Origin of the sequence: Pseudomonas defluvii (assembly GCF_001695625.1) — a bacterium.
In the GTDB taxonomy this organism is placed as follows: Bacteria; Pseudomonadota; Gammaproteobacteria; order Pseudomonadales; family Pseudomonadaceae; genus Aquipseudomonas; species Aquipseudomonas defluvii.
Window position 1 is genome coordinate 1 of sequence record NZ_MBPN01000059.1, and the last position, 16,344, is coordinate 16,344.

Annotated in this window: 15 protein-coding genes; 5 read left to right on the forward strand and 10 right to left on the reverse strand. The window is 60.8% G+C overall.

Features of this window, described 5'->3' with window-relative positions; genetic code table 11:
* Positions 1-270 precede the first annotated feature (270 nt).
* Positions 271-1,764, reverse strand: a complete 1,494-nt coding sequence (gene pap / locus EKA13_RS16335) for a polyphosphate:AMP phosphotransferase (protein ID WP_065760396.1) — start codon at positions 1,762-1,764, stop codon at positions 271-273.
* A 140-nt stretch (positions 1,765-1,904) separates the two neighbouring features.
* Between pap and mnmC the strand changes: the two genes are divergently transcribed.
* Complete coding sequence (gene mnmC, locus EKA13_RS16340) at positions 1,905-3,908, forward strand: bifunctional tRNA (5-methylaminomethyl-2-thiouridine)(34)-methyltransferase MnmC2/FAD-dependent 5-carboxymethylaminomethyl-2-thiouridine(34) oxidoreductase MnmC1 (RefSeq protein WP_065760397.1); 2,004 nt, start codon at positions 1,905-1,907, stop codon at positions 3,906-3,908.
* Between the two features lie 47 nt (positions 3,909-3,955).
* The gene (locus tag EKA13_RS16345) at positions 3,956-4,183 is read left to right on the forward strand and encodes a YheU family protein (RefSeq protein WP_065760398.1); all 228 of its coding nucleotides are present in this window, start codon (positions 3,956-3,958) and stop codon (positions 4,181-4,183) included.
* A 1-nt stretch (position 4,184) separates the two neighbouring features.
* Here EKA13_RS16345 and csrA read toward each other — a convergent pair whose 3' ends face one another.
* The 6 genes from csrA to EKA13_RS16375 all read right to left on the reverse strand — a co-directional run bounded on the left by csrA (position 4,185) and on the right by EKA13_RS16375 (position 8,943).
* On the reverse strand, positions 4,185-4,373 hold the full coding sequence (gene csrA, locus EKA13_RS16350; RefSeq protein ID WP_065760399.1) for a carbon storage regulator CsrA: 189 nt from the start codon (positions 4,371-4,373) through the stop codon (positions 4,185-4,187).
* A gap of 135 nt (positions 4,374-4,508) precedes the next feature.
* A complete protein-coding gene (locus tag EKA13_RS16355; protein WP_065760400.1) occupies positions 4,509-4,841 on the reverse strand; it encodes a YnfA family protein in 333 nt (110 codons plus the stop codon).
* Between the two features lie 55 nt (positions 4,842-4,896).
* Positions 4,897-5,712, reverse strand: a complete 816-nt coding sequence (locus EKA13_RS16360; RefSeq protein WP_065760401.1) for an SDR family oxidoreductase — start codon at positions 5,710-5,712, stop codon at positions 4,897-4,899.
* Positions 5,713-5,936: 224 nt separating this feature from the next.
* On the reverse strand, positions 5,937-7,595 hold the full coding sequence (locus EKA13_RS16365; protein WP_065760402.1) for a cation acetate symporter: 1,659 nt from the start codon (positions 7,593-7,595) through the stop codon (positions 5,937-5,939).
* Positions 7,592-7,903, reverse strand: a complete 312-nt coding sequence (locus EKA13_RS16370; protein ID WP_065760403.1) for a DUF485 domain-containing protein — start codon at positions 7,901-7,903, stop codon at positions 7,592-7,594. The genes EKA13_RS16365 and EKA13_RS16370 overlap by 4 nt, the downstream gene beginning before the upstream one ends.
* A 191-nt stretch (positions 7,904-8,094) precedes the next feature.
* Entirely contained in the window at positions 8,095-8,943 is an 849-nt protein-coding gene (locus tag EKA13_RS16375; protein WP_065760404.1) for a glycine betaine ABC transporter substrate-binding protein, read from the reverse strand.
* 333 nt (positions 8,944-9,276) lie between these two features.
* Here EKA13_RS16375 and EKA13_RS16380 point away from each other — a divergent pair, with 333 nt between their 5' ends.
* Positions 9,277-10,827, forward strand: a complete 1,551-nt coding sequence (locus tag EKA13_RS16380; RefSeq protein WP_065760405.1) for a glycoside hydrolase family 17 protein — start codon at positions 9,277-9,279, stop codon at positions 10,825-10,827.
* Positions 10,828-11,529: 702 nt separating this feature from the next.
* Here the strand turns inward: EKA13_RS16380 and EKA13_RS16385 are convergent.
* Positions 11,530-11,901 (reverse strand): hypothetical protein, encoded by a 372-nt coding sequence (locus tag EKA13_RS16385; protein WP_065760406.1) that lies wholly within the window; start codon positions 11,899-11,901, stop codon positions 11,530-11,532.
* Positions 11,902-12,137: 236 nt separating this feature from the next.
* Here EKA13_RS16385 and EKA13_RS16390 point away from each other — a divergent pair, with 236 nt between their 5' ends.
* Positions 12,138-13,436, forward strand: a complete 1,299-nt coding sequence (locus tag EKA13_RS16390) for a serine/threonine protein kinase (RefSeq protein ID WP_065760407.1) — start codon at positions 12,138-12,140, stop codon at positions 13,434-13,436.
* Positions 13,429-14,214, forward strand: a complete 786-nt coding sequence (locus EKA13_RS16395) for an MlaA family lipoprotein (RefSeq protein ID WP_065760408.1) — start codon at positions 13,429-13,431, stop codon at positions 14,212-14,214. Before EKA13_RS16390 ends, EKA13_RS16395 begins: the two co-directional genes overlap by 8 nt.
* On the opposite strand, the gene EKA13_RS16400 is transcribed toward EKA13_RS16395, so the two are convergent.
* Both EKA13_RS16400 and EKA13_RS16405 read right to left on the reverse strand, forming a co-directional pair.
* A complete protein-coding gene (locus EKA13_RS16400) occupies positions 14,215-15,366 on the reverse strand; it encodes a patatin-like phospholipase family protein (protein WP_065760409.1) in 1,152 nt (383 codons plus the stop codon).
* Positions 15,367-15,408: 42 nt separating this feature from the next.
* A complete protein-coding gene (locus EKA13_RS16405) occupies positions 15,409-16,341 on the reverse strand; it encodes a lipid A biosynthesis lauroyl acyltransferase (protein ID WP_065760410.1) in 933 nt (310 codons plus the stop codon).
* Positions 16,342-16,344: the final 3 nt, after the last annotated feature.

Consider the following 16,344-nt stretch of genomic DNA (forward strand, 5'->3'; position numbering starts at 1 on the left):
TATCGGTCGCCTGTAGCCATGGAGAAACTGGCGGCGTGAAACCTAAAGCGGTGTCCACTTTTACTTGACCAGTTCAGCCCGGCTCCTACAGGCTGCGCGGGCGCTGTTGGAGCTGGCTTGCCTGCGATGGCGTCGGTGGGGTGTCCGTGAGTTCGCGGCGTTTGTATCGCGGGCAAGCCCGGCTCCTACAGCTGGTGCAGTTCTATTAGAGCAGGTGGGGTGCCAGTGGGTTCGCGGCGCTTGCTGCACGGGCTGCGATGGCGTTGGTGGCTATTTCTTGTTGTTCTTGAACGCCGCTTCCAGCGCTTCGTTGATGGTGCGCAGCACTTTTACCCGGGCCCAGCGTTTGTCATTGGCTTCGACCAGGGTCCAGGGCGCAATTTCGGTGCTGGTACGGTCAACCATATCGCCCACCGCTTCGGCGTATTGCGGCCACTTGTCACGGTTGCGCCAGTCCTCTTCGGTGATTTTGAAGCGCTTGAAGGGGATCTGTTCGCGCGCCTGGAAGCGCTCCAGTTGGGTCTGCTGGTCAATCGCCATCCAGAACTTGACCAGCACCACGCCAGCGTTGTTCAACTGTTCTTCAAAATCATTGATCTCGCCATAGGCCCGCATCCAGTCTGCCTGCTGGCAAAACCCCTCGACTCGCTCCACCAGCACCCGGCCGTACCAGGAGCGATCGAACACGGTGAATTTGCCGCGCCCCGGGATGTGCCGCCAGAACCGCCAGAGGTAAGGCTGGGCACGTTCTTCTTCGGTCGGGGCGGCAACCGGCACGATACGGTATTGACGCGGGTCCAGTGCTGCGGCCACGCGGCGGATCGCACCGCCCTTGCCCGCCGCGTCATTCCCTTCGAACACGGCCAGCAAGGCATGGCGGCGCATGCGTTTATCACGCAGCAGCCCGGCTAGGCGTGCCTGCTCGGTAATCAGTTGCTCCTGGTATTCGTCCTTGCTCAGTTGCTTGCTCAAATCCAGGCTGCCCAACAAGCTGCGCTGATCAATGCTCTGGCTCAACGGCGCGATGTTGCTCGGACGAACCACGCGCCCTTCGGTCTTCAGCGCGTTCTGCAAGCCTTCAAGCAGAATGCGCCCGACTGCCAGGCTTCGGTAATAGGGGTCGACACCCTCGATGACATGCCATGGCGCATAGTCTCGGCTGGTACGGCGCAACACCCGCTCACCAAAACGCACGAAGCGGTCATAGGTCTGTGACTGTTGCCAGTCCAGCGGGCTGATCCGCCAACTGTGCAGCGGGTCGTCCTGCAGGGACTTGAGGCGGGCTTTCATCTGTTTTTTGGACAGGTGAAACCAGAACTTGAAGATCAGCGCACCTTCATCACAGAGCATCCGCTCCAGACGCTCGGCCCCCCCAATGCCCTGGTCGAGCACGGCGTCCTTGAATTCACCATGAACCCGCCCCTGCAGCATCTGGCTGTACCAGTTACCAAAGAATATCCCCATCCGCCCCTTGGCCGGCAACGCTCGCCAGTAGCGCCAGGCCGGTGGATGGGCGAGTTCCTCGTCGCTTTGCTGATCGAAGGTACGGACCTCGATCAACCGAGGGTCCATCCATTCGTTAAGCAGCTTGACCGTCTCGCCCTTGCCTGCACCTTCGACGCCATTGATCAATACAATGACCGGAAACCGTGCCTGCTGCTTGAGTTCGAACTGCGCTTCAAGCAACGCTTCTCGCAACGCCGGGACTTCAGCGTCATAGGTGTCCTTGTCGATGGCGTGACCGATTTCAGCAGATTCGAACATGTACCAGGCTCCCTTGGTTGATAAGCAAGCCTAGCGGATCAGCGCGGCTTTTGTCGGCAGAAAAATCAGTACCATGCGCCAAGTCAAACAGCGTTCAACCGATCGGCTAAAATGCCGGTCTTGCCGTTTTCGAGCCGAACATGACCGACGTAACCAACTATGCCCAGATTGACTGGGACGACCAGGGACGCCCGCATTCGCGGCAGTACGATGACGTCTATTTTTCCAAGGAACAGGGCCTTGAAGAAACCCGTCATGTGTTCATTGAGCAGAACAACCTGCGTCAGCGTTTCAGCGCCCTGCAGGACAACCAGTGCCTGGTGATCGGCGAAACCGGTTTTGGTACCGGGATGAATTTTCTTTGCGCCTGGCAGCTGTTCGCCGAATGCGCCGGCCCTGGTGCTCGCCTGCATTTCGTGACGGTCGAGAAATACCCCCTGAGCCGCGCCGATCTGGCCAAGGCCTTGGCCCTGTGGCCGGAGCTGGCAGATTTCGGCAATGCCCTGTTGGCCGAGTATGTGGCGGTGCATGAAGGCTTCCAGCAGTTTGTCTTCGAGCAGGGTCGGGTCACGCTGACCTTGATGGTGGGCGATGCGCTGGAACAGTTGCCGCAACTCGATGCCCGGGTCGACGCCTGGTTCCTCGATGGTTTTGCCCCGGCGAAAAACCCGGAAATGTGGACCCCGGAGCTGTTCGCTCAGTTGGCCCGGCTCTCGGCCGAACAGGCCACACTCGGCACTTTTACCAGCACCGGCTGGGTTCGTCGCGGGTTGATGGCTGCCGGTTTCGCGCTGAAAAAGATCCCCGGCATCGGCAAGAAGTGGGAAATCGTGCGCGGCGTCTATGAAGGTTGCCCACCCGAGCATGCTGCCCCGGCCACTGTCGCACCCTGGTACGCCCGCCCGCCTGCCCTGCCGGGCCCACGCCAGGCGCTGGTGATTGGCGCAGGCCTGGCTGGCTGCGCGACGGCCGCAAGCCTGGCGGCACGGGGCTGGCAGGTCAGCCTGCTGGATCGCCATGCGCAACCGGCCAGCGAGGCCTCGGGCAACCCGCAAGGTGTGCTCTACCTGAAGCTCTCAGCCCACGGCACCGCCCTGTCGCGGTTGATCATCAGCGGCTTCGGTTACACACGACGCTTGCTGGAACAACTGCAGCGCGGCCGTGATTGGGACGCCTGCGGTGTGTTGCAGTTAGCCTTCGACGACAAGGAAGATCAGCGCCAGGCCAAACTGGCCGAGGCTTTCGACTCGACATTGCTGCAACGTCTGAACCGCGCCGACGCCGAAACCGTGGCGGGCATCGGCCTGGCCAGTGGTGGCCTGTTCTACCCTGAAGGTGGCTGGGTTCACCCGCCGGCGCTGTGCGCCTGGCAGGCCAAGCATCCGAACATCCGCCTGTTGATGCATCACCAGGTACTGGAACTGCGCAAGGCCGATGGCCAGTGGCAGGCCTGGGAGGGCGAGCGCCTGTTGGCCAGTGCGCCGCTCGCGGTGTTGGCCTGCGCGGCGGAGATCCATCGGTTTGACGGCTGCAGTGAACTGCCGCTCAAGCGCATTCGCGGGCAAATCACCCGCCTGCCGGCCACTGGGCAGAGTTCAACCTTGAGCACCGTGGTCTGCGCCGAGGGTTACGTTGCCCCACCGCGCCTGGGTGAACACACCCTCGGCGCCAGTTTCGACTTCACCGCCACCGAGCTGACGCCGACCGCCGCCGAGCACCAAGGCAACCTGGCGTTGCTACAAGAGATCTCCGCCGACCTGGCGATGCGCCTGGGCGCCGATCATCTCGATCCCGAGGTGCTGGAAGGCAGGGCCGCGTTCCGCTGTACCAGCCCGGACTACCTGCCAATCGTTGGCCCGCTGGCTGATCAAAAAGCGTTCGCTCAGGCCTTTGCGGTGCTGGCCAAAGACGCCCGGCAACAACCGAGCACGCCCTGCCCTTGGCTTGAGGGCTTGTACATCAACAGCGGTCATGGCTCGCGCGGGTTGATCACCGCACCGCTTTCAGGCGAGCTGGTTGCTGCCTGGGCTGACGGTGCACCGCTGCCACTGCCCCGTGCAGTCGCCGAAGCCTGCCATCCGAACCGCTTCATGCTGCGTGAACTGGTTCGCGGCAAGCGCAGACAGGGCGAAGCCAGCCAGTAACGATTCGCGTAGGATGTGGGCACTCTTAACTACGTCCAAGTCCTTTTATGCTGATTCCTTACGACCAACTGGAAGCTGAGACCCTGACCCGCCTGATCGAGGATTTCGTCACCCGCGACGGTACCGACAACGGTGACGAAACCCCGCTCGAAACCCGTGTACTGCGGGTTCGCCAAGCGCTGCTCAAAGGTCAGGCCTTTATTCTCTTCGACCTGGAAAGCCAACAGTGCCAGTTGCTGCCCAAGCACGAAGTCCCTCGGGAACTGCTGGACTGAATCAGTCCGTGCTCATCTTCTTGCCGGCCTGCTCGACAATACGCCGGTAGATTTCCGCCCTGTGCACCTCGATATGCCGTGGAGCGCTGATACCGAAACGTACGGTACCGCCTTCCACGGACAACACTTCGATCCTGATCTGACCATCAATGGCGATCACCTCACCTACCTCACGTCCGATAACCAGCATCGCTTTTTCCTCCAACTTTTGGCGAATCTGGAGACTGCTGCATGGGCAAGGTGCCATCAATGCTGCGAGCGGGATTTAGACAGTTCCCACCGCAATTTCAGATTTTCCCTACAAATAAACTTAAAAAAGAGGCTTTCAGGCGTTGTGAAAACGCGGCCCCAATACAATGAGGGTGGCGCCCAGCACACACAGCAGCGCGCCCATCCAGTCCGTGCTCAACGGCCTGGCGCGTTCGATGACTGCCAGCCAGATCAACGAGGTGACGATGTAAATACCGCCATAAGCCGCGTATGCCCGACCGGCATAGGCCGCCTCGACCCGGGTCAGGATCAGCCCAAACAGGGTCAGGCTGAACAACGCTGGCGCGATCCACCACGCGCTCTTGCCCAGTCGTAGCCAGAGATAGAAGGCATAACAACCGCCAATCTCGAAGACTGCAGCGAGGAAGAACCAGAAGTAATTGATCACGCCAGGGCACCTTGGGTTGTTCAGCAAAGGCGCCCAGAATACCTGAGGCGAACGCTCAAGCCTGCGTCGAGCGAGCCTTGCCGCACATTTTCTCGGCCATTGTGGCCATCTCGTCATACAGCGCCTGAGGGTTTTGCTGCTTGAGTTGCCAGGCCTGGCGACCTTGTTCGTGAGGGAGGATCATGAATTCGCCTTGCGCGACGCGCTGGAAGATATAGTCGGCGATGTCACTCGCCGTAATCGGCGAGCTTTCCAGCAACTTGCCCACTTGCGCTTTCATTGCTGGCGTCGGGCCACGGAACGAGTCCAGCAGATTGGTCTGGAAGTACGAGGGGCACACCACGTGCACAGCGACCTCCTGTTGGCGCAACTCCACCAGCAGGCTTTCCGACAGGGCCACCACGCCCGCCTTGGCCACGTTGTAGTTACTCATGGCAGGGGCCTGCATCAAGGCCGCCATGGAGGCAATATTGATGATCCGCCCCTTGCTGCGGGTCAGCAGGGGCAAGAACGCCTTGCAGCCCTTGACCACGCCCATCAGGTTGATTGCCAGTTGCCAATCCCAGTCCTCCAGCGACAACTCGGCGAAAAAGCCGCCAGAGGCAACGCCGGCATTGTTGACGACGACATCAACGCCACCGAAATGCTCTTCGCAGGCCTGCGCCAATGCTGTCAGCTGGCTGTAGTCGCGCACGTCGCAGCGCTGGGTAAAGCCTGTTCCACCGGCCTCACGCACCAGGGCCAGGGTGTCCCGCAAGCCGGCCTCATTGACATCGGCAAGTGCCAGTTGCCAGCCCTCACGCGCCCAACGCAACGCAATTTCCCGGCCCAGCCCCGATCCGGCGCCAGTGATCATCATGCGGTTTTGCATAGACGGATGCCTCGTTCAACCATGGATACGTTCGGCGAGTGTAGCGAAGGCATGGGCCGGCCCCATCCTTCATCAGGTTGCTGAATGGCGCAGGCTAAATGAACGGCGTGACCTGAAAGCACCGTAGGGCTGGAGACTTGAAACCAGCACCTGCGACGCAAAAGCCCCAAAAAAAATGCCAGTCAATCGACTGGCATTTTTCTGTGGCTTAACCGCTCAGCGTCTTAGTGCGATACCGCACCGCTGGCGCCCAGGCCGGTTTGCGAACGAACGAACTGCGGGTAGAACAGTGCACGTTCTTCATCAGCTGCTTTGGACTTGTCGGTGATCGAGAAGAACCAGATACCGACGAAGGCAATCAGCATCGAGAACAGCGCTGGATACTCGTACGGGTAGATGGCTTTCTCGTGACCGAGGATCTGTACCCAAATGGTTGGGCCGAGAACCATCAGGCCTACTGCGCTGACCAGGCCCATCCAGCCGCCGATCATGGCGCCACGGGTAGTCAGTTTCTTCCAGTACATCGACAGCAGCAGTACCGGGAAGTTGCAGCTGGCAGCGATGGAGAACGCCAGGCCTACCATGAACGCGATGTTCTGCTTCTCGAACAGGATGCCCAGGAAGATTGCCAGTACCGCCAGAGCGATCGTGGTGATCTTCGAAACGCGGATCTCGTCCTTCTCGTTGGCGCGGCCTTTACGGAACACGCTGGCATACAGGTCGTGGGACACTGCCGAGGCACCGGCCAGGGTCAGGCCTGCAACCACAGCCAGGATGGTCGCGAACGCCACCGCCGAGATGAAGCCGAGGAAGATGCTGCCGCCCACCGCTTTGGCCAGGTGGATAGCTGCCATGTTGTTACCGCCCAACAGCGCGCCAGCCGCGTCCTTGAAGTCCGGGTTGGTGCTGACCAGCAGGATCGCGCCGAAGCCGATGATGAAGGTCAGGATGTAGAAGTAACCGATGAAGCCCGTTGCATACAGCACGCTCTTACGCGCTTCCTTGGCGTCGCTCACAGTGAAGAAGCGCATCAGGATGTGCGGCAGGCCAGCGGTACCGAACATCAGTGCCAGGCCCAGCGAGAACGCCGAGATCGGATCTTTCACGAGGCCACCCGGGCTCATGATCGCTTCACCTTTAGGGTGAACGCTGATCGACTCGGAGAACAGCATGTTGAAGTCGAAGTTGACGTGTTTCATGACCATCAGTGCCATGAAGCTCGCACCGGACAGCAGCAGTACAGCCTTGATGATCTGTACCCAGGTGGTCGCCAGCATGCCGCCGAACAACACGTACAGCGCCATCAGGATGCCCACCAGGATCACCGCAACGTGGTAGTCCAGGCCGAACAGCAGTTGGATCAGTTTACCTGCACCCACCATCTGAGCGATCAGATAGAACGCTACCACCACCAGCGAGCCGGAGGCCGACAGGGTGCGGATTTCCTTCTGCTTCAGGCGATAGGAAGCGACGTCGGCAAAGGTGTATTTGCCCAGGTTGCGCAACCGCTCGGCGATCAGGAACAGAATGATTGGCCAGCCGACCAGGAAGCCGATCGAGTAGATCAGGCCATCGTAGCCAGAGGTGTACACCAGTGCGGAAATACCCAGGAAGGACGCCGCGGACATGTAGTCACCGGCGATTGCCAGACCGTTCTGGAAGCCCGTGATACGACCACCCGCAGCATAGTAATCCGCTGCCGAGTTGTTGCGCTTGGATGCCCAGTAGGTAATGCATAGGGTGGCGCCAACGAAAACCACGAACATCGCAATGGCAGAAATGTTCAGGGGTTGTTTGTGGACCTCACCGGTCAGGGCTTCTCCCGCCCAGACGGCCGGCGCGAAAACGCCGAAGGCCAGTGTTGCCAGTAAACGCCGGATCATTGCTGAGCCTCCTTGAGAATCGCGTTGTTCAGGTCGTCGAACTCACCGTTCGCGCGACGTACGTAGATCCCAGTGAGAATGAAGGCCGCCACAATAATGCCGACACCCACAGGAATGCCCCACGTAATCGAACTCTCAGGGCTGATCTTGGTGCCCAGAATCTGGGGACCATAAGCGATAAGCAGGATGAAGCCAGTGTAAAGCCCAAGCATGATCGCCGATAGAATCATGGCGAACCGCTCCCGTTTCGAAACCAGCTCCTTGAACCGCGGGCTGTTTTGTATCGAGAGGTAAATGCTGTCGTTCATTGTTTTTGTCCTCGCAGCACAGAGTAGAAAGAACTCACCGCTACTTTATGCTGCCTTGGGACGCACTCCAGACGACCTTAGTCTTAGATGTAAAACTCTTTTGCAGTTTCTGTAACAGCCAGAAATGCAAAGGGCTGCATGATCGCAACGATTCATGCAGCCCTAAAGCCCCGAAAAAAGGCTTGAAGCCGTTACTTGGCGGTCCACTCCGCGACGCGCTCAGGGTGCTTGGCAACCCAATCCTTGGCAGCGGCCTCAGGCTTGGCGCCCTCCTGAATCGCAAGCATGACCTCGCCGATTTCGTCTTTCGACTGCCAGGAGAACTTTTTCAGGAACGTGACGACTTCTGGCGCCTTGGTCGCCAGCTCTTTGCTGCCAATGCTGTTGACGGTTTCAGCAGCGCCGTACACCCCTTTTGGGTCTTCAAGGAAGCGCAGTTTCCACTTGGCGAACATCCAGTGCGGTACCCAGCCGGTGACCGCAATCGACTGCTGCTTGGCATAGGCACGCCCCAGCTCAGCCGTCATCGCCGCACCGGAACTGGCTTGCAGCTTGTAGCCAGTCAGGTCGTAGTCCTTGATCGCTTGATCGGTCTTGAGCATCACGCCGGAGCCGGCATCGATACCGACAATCTTTTTCTTGAAGCTGTCGTCAGTCTTCAAATCGGCCAGCGAAACAGCCTTGACGTACTCCGGCACGATCAGGCCAATCTTGGCGTCCTTGAAGTTAGGGCCGTAATCGACCACGTTATCTTTGTTCTTGCTCCAGTACTCGCCGTGGGTGACCGGCAGCCAGGCGGAGAGCATGGCGTCCAGTTTGCCGGTGGCGACACCTTGCCACATGATGCCGGTCGCAACGGGCATCAGCTTGACGTCATAGCCGAGTTTTTCCTTGATCACTTGTGCCGCGACAAACGTCGTCGCGACGCTGTCCGACCAGCCATCGACGTAGCCGATGCTCACTTCCTTGGCCATCGCCTGCGTGGCGCCCATTGCCAGTACCAGGGCGGAGGCCGCCCCCAGGAGTCGTCGCATTTTCATCAAAGCTTCCCCTCATTACTTCACGGAAAGTGCAGCGCCCGACGATGGTCGAGCATCGTCACGTTATTTTGGTGCATGGCGCCCCCGTCACGCCCACTTACCAGGACAGCCGAAGCATCAGCGGAGTACTGATGCAAGGCATCATCAACCGACACGTCTCGGGAACCTGCTCTGTCAGCGACCTCAAGACACCGAGAAACGACATCATCAGGCCAGCAGGTCGGCACGAGGTTCGAACGGCTGTCGGTTATGCCCGAACTTTGCATGCCAAGGCTTTAGCGGGCGGCGTTTGCGGGTACTATTGGCGGCTTTGTTACCAGACGGCGTCGATTAATGTCCTCCTCCGCCCGCTTCCCCGTGCTGCCTTACCTGCTCGCCTGCCTGCTCGGCCTGTTCGCCCTTGCCGGGCTTTGGTACGGGCTGGGGAAACCGGTGGTACTGCCCGATGCGGCCAGTGCCACGCACAAACTCCAATGCGCGTCCTATACGCCGTTCGATAAAGACCAGTCCCCGTTCGACCAGCCTTTCCAACTGCGCCCGGCGCGCATGGATGCCGACCTGGCATTGCTGGCCAAGCGTTTCGATTGCATTCGCACCTATTCAATGACCGGCCTTGAGGCGATCCCTGAGCTGGCACGCAAGCACGGCCTGAAGGTAATGCTGGGTGCCTGGATCAACAGCAACCCGGCAGACACCGAGAAGGAAATCCAGGCCCTGATTGCCTCGGCCAATGCCAACAAGGACGTCGTTCGTGCGGTGATCGTCGGCAATGAGGCGCTGCTGCGCAAGGAAGTGACCGGCCCGCAACTGGCCGGCCTGATCGCCCGGGTGAAAAGCCAGGTCAGCGTGCCGGTGACCTATGCCGATGTCTGGGAGTTCTGGTTGAAACACCCTGAGATTGCCCCGGAGGTGGACTTTCTGACCATCCACCTGCTGCCCTACTGGGAAGACGATCCGAAGCGAATCGACGACGCCCTCGCCCACGTTGGCGAGATCCGCCAGGTGTTCGGCAACCGCTTCGCGCCCAAGGATATCCTGATCGGTGAAACCGGCTGGCCCAGCGAAGGTCGCCAGCGCGAAACCGCCCAGCCCAGCCGGGTCAACGAGGCACGCTTCATTCGTGGTTTCGTGGCCATGGCCGAGCAGCAAGGCTGGCATTACAACCTGATAGAAGCCTTTGACCAGCCGTGGAAACGCGCCAGCGAAGGTGCCGTCGGCGGTTACTGGGGGCTATATGACGCAGACCGTCAGGACAAGGGCGTGCTTGAAGGGCCGGTGTCGAACCTGCCGCTCTGGCCGCAGTGGCTGGGCTTCGGTGGCGTACTGTTCCTGATCACGCTGTGGCTTGCCGGCCCCGTGCGCGGCACCCGCTCGGCCTTGCTGCTGCCGTTGCTGGCAGCAACCGGTGCCGCCAGCATCGGGCTGTGGGGAGAGCTTGCGCGAATCAACAGCCGGTTTGCCGGTGAGTGGTTGTGGGCGGGCCTGTTAGTCGGCTTGAACCTGCTGGTGCTGGCCCATGCGGCCCTGGCACTGGCGACACGTCAAGGTTGGCGTGATCGCGCCTTCAACTGGCTGGAGGCCCGAGCGGGATGGTGGCTGGTGGCGGCAGGCTTTGCCGCAGCGGTAAGCATGCTGGCGCTGGTGTTTGACCCGCGTTACCGCAGCTTTCCGAGTGCGGCATTGGTGTTGCCGGCACTGGTCTATGCCCTGCGGCCGGTACGTGCGCCACGGGCGGAGGTCGGTGTGCTGACGTTTATCATCGGGGCCGGTATCGCGCCGCAACTGTTCCGTGAGGGCCTGGGCAACCAGCAGGCGTGGATCTGGGCAGCGGTCAGTGTGGTGATGGTGGTGGGATTGTGGCGGAGCTTGAGGGTGCGTCAGTAACGTACAGACGCTACCACAGCTGGTGCGGGCGCTGTTGAAGCAGGTTTGCCTGCGATGGCGTCGGTGGGGTGTCAGCGAGTAAGCGGTGTTTGCATCGCGGGCAAGCCCGGCTCCTACAGGCTGCGCGGGTTCTGTTGGAGCTGGCTTGCCTGCGATGGCGTCGGTGGGGTGTCCTTGAGTTCGCGGCGTTTGCATCGCGGGCAAGACCCGCTCCTACAGCTTGCGCGGGTTCTGTTGGAGCTGGCTTGCCTGCGATGGCGTCGGTGGGGTATCCGTGAGTGCGCGGTGTTTGCATCGCGGGCAAGCCCGGCTCCTACAGGTTGCGCGGGCGCTGTTGGAGCTGGCTTGCCTGCGATGGCGTCGGTGGGGTGACCGTGAGTTCGCGGTGGCTGCATCGCGGGCAAGACCCGCTCCTACAGGCTGCGCGGGTTCTGTTGGAGCTGGCTTGCCTGCGATGGCGTCGGTGGGGTGACCGTGAGTTCGCGGTGGCTGCATCGCGGGCAAGCCCGGCTCCTACAGGTTGCGCGGGTTCTGTTGGAGCTGGCTTGCCTGCGATGGCGTCGGTGGGGTGTCAGTGAGTGCGCGATGGCGTCGGTGGGGTGACCGTGAGTTCGCGGTGGCTGCATCGCGGGCAAGCCCGGCTCCTACAGGTTACGCGGGCTCTGTTGGAGCTGGCTTGCCTGCGATAGGCTCAACACGGTCTCAGGGGGTACGCGGCGCCTGCCTAACCAGGCGCAACGCCGCCAGCACCACGGCAAACACGGCCATACTGGCGGTGTACAAGACCAAGGCCGGAATCCCGAACAGTAATGCCAACACCGCCATACGCCAGCCGGCACGCCCCGGGATCAGCATCGCCAGCAGTGCCAGGCCCAACGCCGTCCAGGCCAGTACACGCCAGTGGATCATCAAACCCAACGTCGAACGCACCTGACACGACCAGGTCGTCGCCTGCTCCAGGCACAGGCCAACCCACTGTGGGTCTTCCATCAACACGTAACGCACCCCGTAGCTTGCGGCCAGCCACAACGGCAGCAAAACCAGCAAAGCGACAAACGGTAACAAGCGGGGCATGCGTAACTCCAAAATCCTGAAAATCGGCACCCAGCATAATCGTCCAAGCGGTCTATGCAAGGCGAAAGCGCCAGCCTGGGCTACTTTACCCCTATGACCAATCAAACCCGTTGTTGCAGCAACAGATACCGCAACGGCACTATCGGCCGCGATGAATGCAACACCGCTTGGCAACTTTGCCGGCCTCAGGGTTGTCCTAACCTGCGCATTTCGCTTGTATTTTCCGGGGACTCGTCATGCTTCGATCACTGCACCTTGCCACTTTGTTGGGTGGCCTCCTGCTGAGTGCGTGCGCCTTGGCGGCCGATATCGATGCCGCCAGCTACGGTTACCCACTGACCAATCCCTTTGAAGCGACTATCGCCTCGACCCCGCCCGAGCTGCGCCCGGAGCTGCCCAGTGATGAGGATATACGTCAGTCCGACTACAGCCTGAACCTCAGGCCTGAGCGGGCGTTCAGCCTGCCCGACAATTTTTGGCCCGTAAAAAAACTGCGCTATCGCATGGCCCGCCAGGACCATCCCGCACCGCTGATTTTCCTCATTGCCGGCACCGGTGCGCCTTACAACAGCAGCCTCAACGAGTACCTGAAGAAGCTCTACTACAAGGCCGGTTACCATGTAGTGCAGTTGTCGTCGCCCACGAGTTTCGACTTCATGACCTCGGCTTCGCGCTTCGCCACCCCCGGGGTTTCCAAGGACGACGCCGAAGACATGTACCGGGTGATGCAAGCAGTAAGGGCTCAGCACTCACATTTGCCCATTACCGACTTCTACCTCACCGGCTACAGTCTCGGCGCCCTCGACGCGGCGTTTGTCAGCCATCTGGATGAAACCCGACGCAGCTTCAACTTCAAGCGCGTACTGCTGCTCAACCCACCCGTGAACCTCTATACCTCCGTCAGTAACCTCGACAAGTTGGTGCAGACGCAGGTCAAGGGCATCAACAACAGCACCACGTTCTACGAGCTGGTGCTGGGCAAGCTGACCCGTTACTTCCAGCAAAAGGGCTACATCGACCTCAACGATGCCTTGCTCTACGACTTCCAGCAGTCGCGCCAGCATTTGTCCAACGAGCAGATGGCCATGGTGATTGGTACCTCGTTCCGCTTTTCCGCGGCCGATATTGCCTTCACTTCGGACCTGATCAACCGCCGCGGCCTGATCACCCCGCCCAAGTACCCGATCACCGAAGGCAGTAGTCTGACGCTCTTCTTCAAGCGCGCCCTGCAGTGCGACTTCGACTGCTACCTGACTGAGCAGGTCATCCCGATGTGGCGTGCCCGTACCGATGGCGGCAGCCTGCTGCAACTGATCGATCAGGTCAGCCTGTATGCCTTGAAGGACTATCTCAAGGGCAGTTCGAAAATCGCCGTGATGCACAACGCCGACGACGTGATCCTCGGCCCTGGCGATATCGGTTTTCTGCGTAGCACCTTTGGTGACCGCCTGACGCTTTACCCACATGGAGGCCATTGCGGCAACATCAATTACCGCGTCAACAGCGACGCCATGCTGGAGTTTTTCCGTGGTTAAAAAACTTCTATTCCTATCGGCGCTGTTCACCGCCGGCCTGGCCCAGGCCGACGGCCCTTCGAACCAGACGCGTACGGCGGACGCGGATGGTTTTACCCAGCCGCTCAAGACCCTGAAGTTCAACCCGGGCCTGGACCAGCGCGAATTTGAGCGTTCGACGCTCACCGCCCTGAACGTCTACGACCCATGGGAGTCCTGGAATCGCCGGGTGTACCACTTCAACTACCGCTTCGATCAGTGGGTGTTCCTGCCCGTGGTCAACGGCTATCAGGCGATTACGCCGGGCTTCGTTCGTAGCGGCGTAAGCAACTTCTTCAGCAACCTGGGCGATGTACCTAACCTGTTCAACAGCCTGTTGCAGCTCAAGGGCAAGCGCTCGATGGAGGTCACCGCGCGCCTGTTGCTGAACACCACGATTGGGGTCGCTGGGTTGTGGGATCCGGCCACCAAAATGGGCATTCCGCACCAAAGCGAAGACTTCGGCCAGACACTGGGCTTCTATGGTGTGCCCGAAGGCCCCTACCTGATGCTACCGATCCTAGGGCCGTCCAACCTGCGTGATACCGGCGGACTGGTGGTGGACTATAGCGGCGAGACGCAGATCAACTTCCTCAACGTTGCCGAGGTCAGCAGCAATCACCCGGAACTGGTCGTGCTACGGGCGGTCGACAAGCGCTACACCACCAGTTTCCGCTATGGCCAGACAAACTCGCCATTCGAGTATGAGAAAGTGCGCTACGTCTACACGGCAGCACGGCAACTGCAGATCAATGAGTGATCAGAGCCCGAGAAACCGGCTGAGCTGCGAACGCTTGGCCAGGGCATCGCGCCGCCCCAGTTCAATCAGCTCACTGCAGTAGCTGGCCTCGAACAGCAGGTAGCTGAGCACTCCGGCGCCGCTGGTCCTGGTCGCCCCCGGCCCACGCAGGAACAGACGCAATGCTGCTGGCAACTCGCGCCGGTGACGGGCTGCGATTTCATCCAGCGGCTGGCTGGGCGCGACCACCAGCACTTCCACCGGCGTCAACCCCAAGTGCTTGGGGCGTCGCTCGGACGGCAACAGATGGCTCAGGTGGTTAAGCCGCTGCAGTAACTCCAGGTCGTCTTCCAGGCTGTCGATGAAGGTGCTGTTGAGCATGTGCCCGCCAATTTGCGCCAAGCTCGGGTGCTGACCTCTGAAGCTACGCTGATGCGGGTGAGGTACCGCTGGCTGCTGGGGGTTACCACTGACCCCGACCACCAGTACCCGGTTCGCGCCCAGGTGCAGCGCCGGGCTGATCGGCGCCGACTGGCGCACCGCACCATCACCATAGAACTCCTGGCCCAGCATGACCGGCGCAAAAAGCAAGGGGATCGCCGAGCTGGCCAGCAGGTGTTCGATGGTCAAGCGCGTGGGCATGCCGATGCGTCGGTGGCGCAACCAAGGGTCGATAGCACCACGCCCCTGGTAGAAGGTCACGGCCTGCCCTGACTCGTAACCGAAGGCGGTCACCGCCACGGCGTGCAGGTGTTTTTGCTCGATCGCCGTGGTAATGCCGTTCAGGTTCAAATGCGTGTTGAGCAGACTGCGTAACGGTGAGCTGTCGAGCAACGCAACCGGTACTGGCCTGCCCAGCCCCAACAGGCTGTGAAAGACAAAGCGCGCGGCCTGGCGCACCACGCCTGGCCAATCACTGCGCAGCACCTGACTGCTGCGAAAGCCTTGCCAAAGCTCGGTGAGCTTGTGAATCGTCTCGGAAAACTGCATGGCGCCGCTGGCCAGGGTGACGGCATTGATGGCGCCGGCCGAGGTACCGACAATCACCGGGAAGGGATTGGCGGCACCCGCTGGCAACAGATCGGCAATCCCGGCCAGCACCCCGACTTGATAAGCGGCACGGGCCCCGCCGCCGGAGAGGATCAGACCGGTGACCGGTTCTGCTGCTGCCATGCTGTTGCTCCCTGAGAACTCGCTGGAAAGTCCGTATATGGACTAACGCCGTTTTTCGTAAAGCTTCGGCGCCCCTGGTGGCCGCGATTTGAAGCGTCGATGCGCCCAGAGATACTGCTCAGGGCATTCACGAACCGAGGCCTCGACCCACTGGTTGATGCGCAGGCAATCGGCCTCTTCGGTCTCACCCGGGAAGTCGGCCAGCGGCGGATGGATCACCAGCCGGTAGCCGCTGCCATCGGCCAGGCGCTGCTGGGTAAAGGGGATCACCCTGGCCTTGCCCAGGCGGGCGAACTTGGTGGTTGCCGTCACGGTCGCAGCCTCAATGCCGAACAGCGGCACAAACAGGCTCTGCTTGGCGCCGTAGTCCTGGTCTGGCGCGTACCAGATCGCCCGACCGGCACGCAGCAGTTTGAGCATGCCGCGCACGTCTTCACGCTCCACCGCCAGCGAGTCGAGGTTGTGCCGCTCGCGCCCCTGGCGCTGAACAAAGTCGAACAGCGGGTTCTTGTGTTCGCGGTACATGCCGTCGATGGTGTGTTTCTGGCCAAGCAAGGCCGCACCGATCTCCAGCGTGGTGAAATGCAACGCCATCAGGATGGCGCCCTGGCCATCACGCTGCGCGGCCTGCAGGTGTTCCAGCCCTTCGATGTGCGCCAGGCGTGCCAGGCGGGCTTTTGGCCACCACCAGCTCATGGCCATCTCGAAGAATGCGATACCGGTGGAGGCGAAATTTTCCTTGAGCAGGCGAGTCCGCTCGTCGGACGACAGCTCAGGGAAACACAACTCGAGATTGCGTGCGGCAATACGCCGACGCTCGCCAGCGACGCGGTACATGGCCAGCCCGAGGCCACGGCCGATAGCCAGCAATACCCGGTAAGGCAACTGTACGATCAACCAGAGCAGGCCCAGGCCCAGCCACAAAGGCCAGAAGCGCGGGTGCAAAAAATACGGACGAAAACGCGGGCGATCCATTCA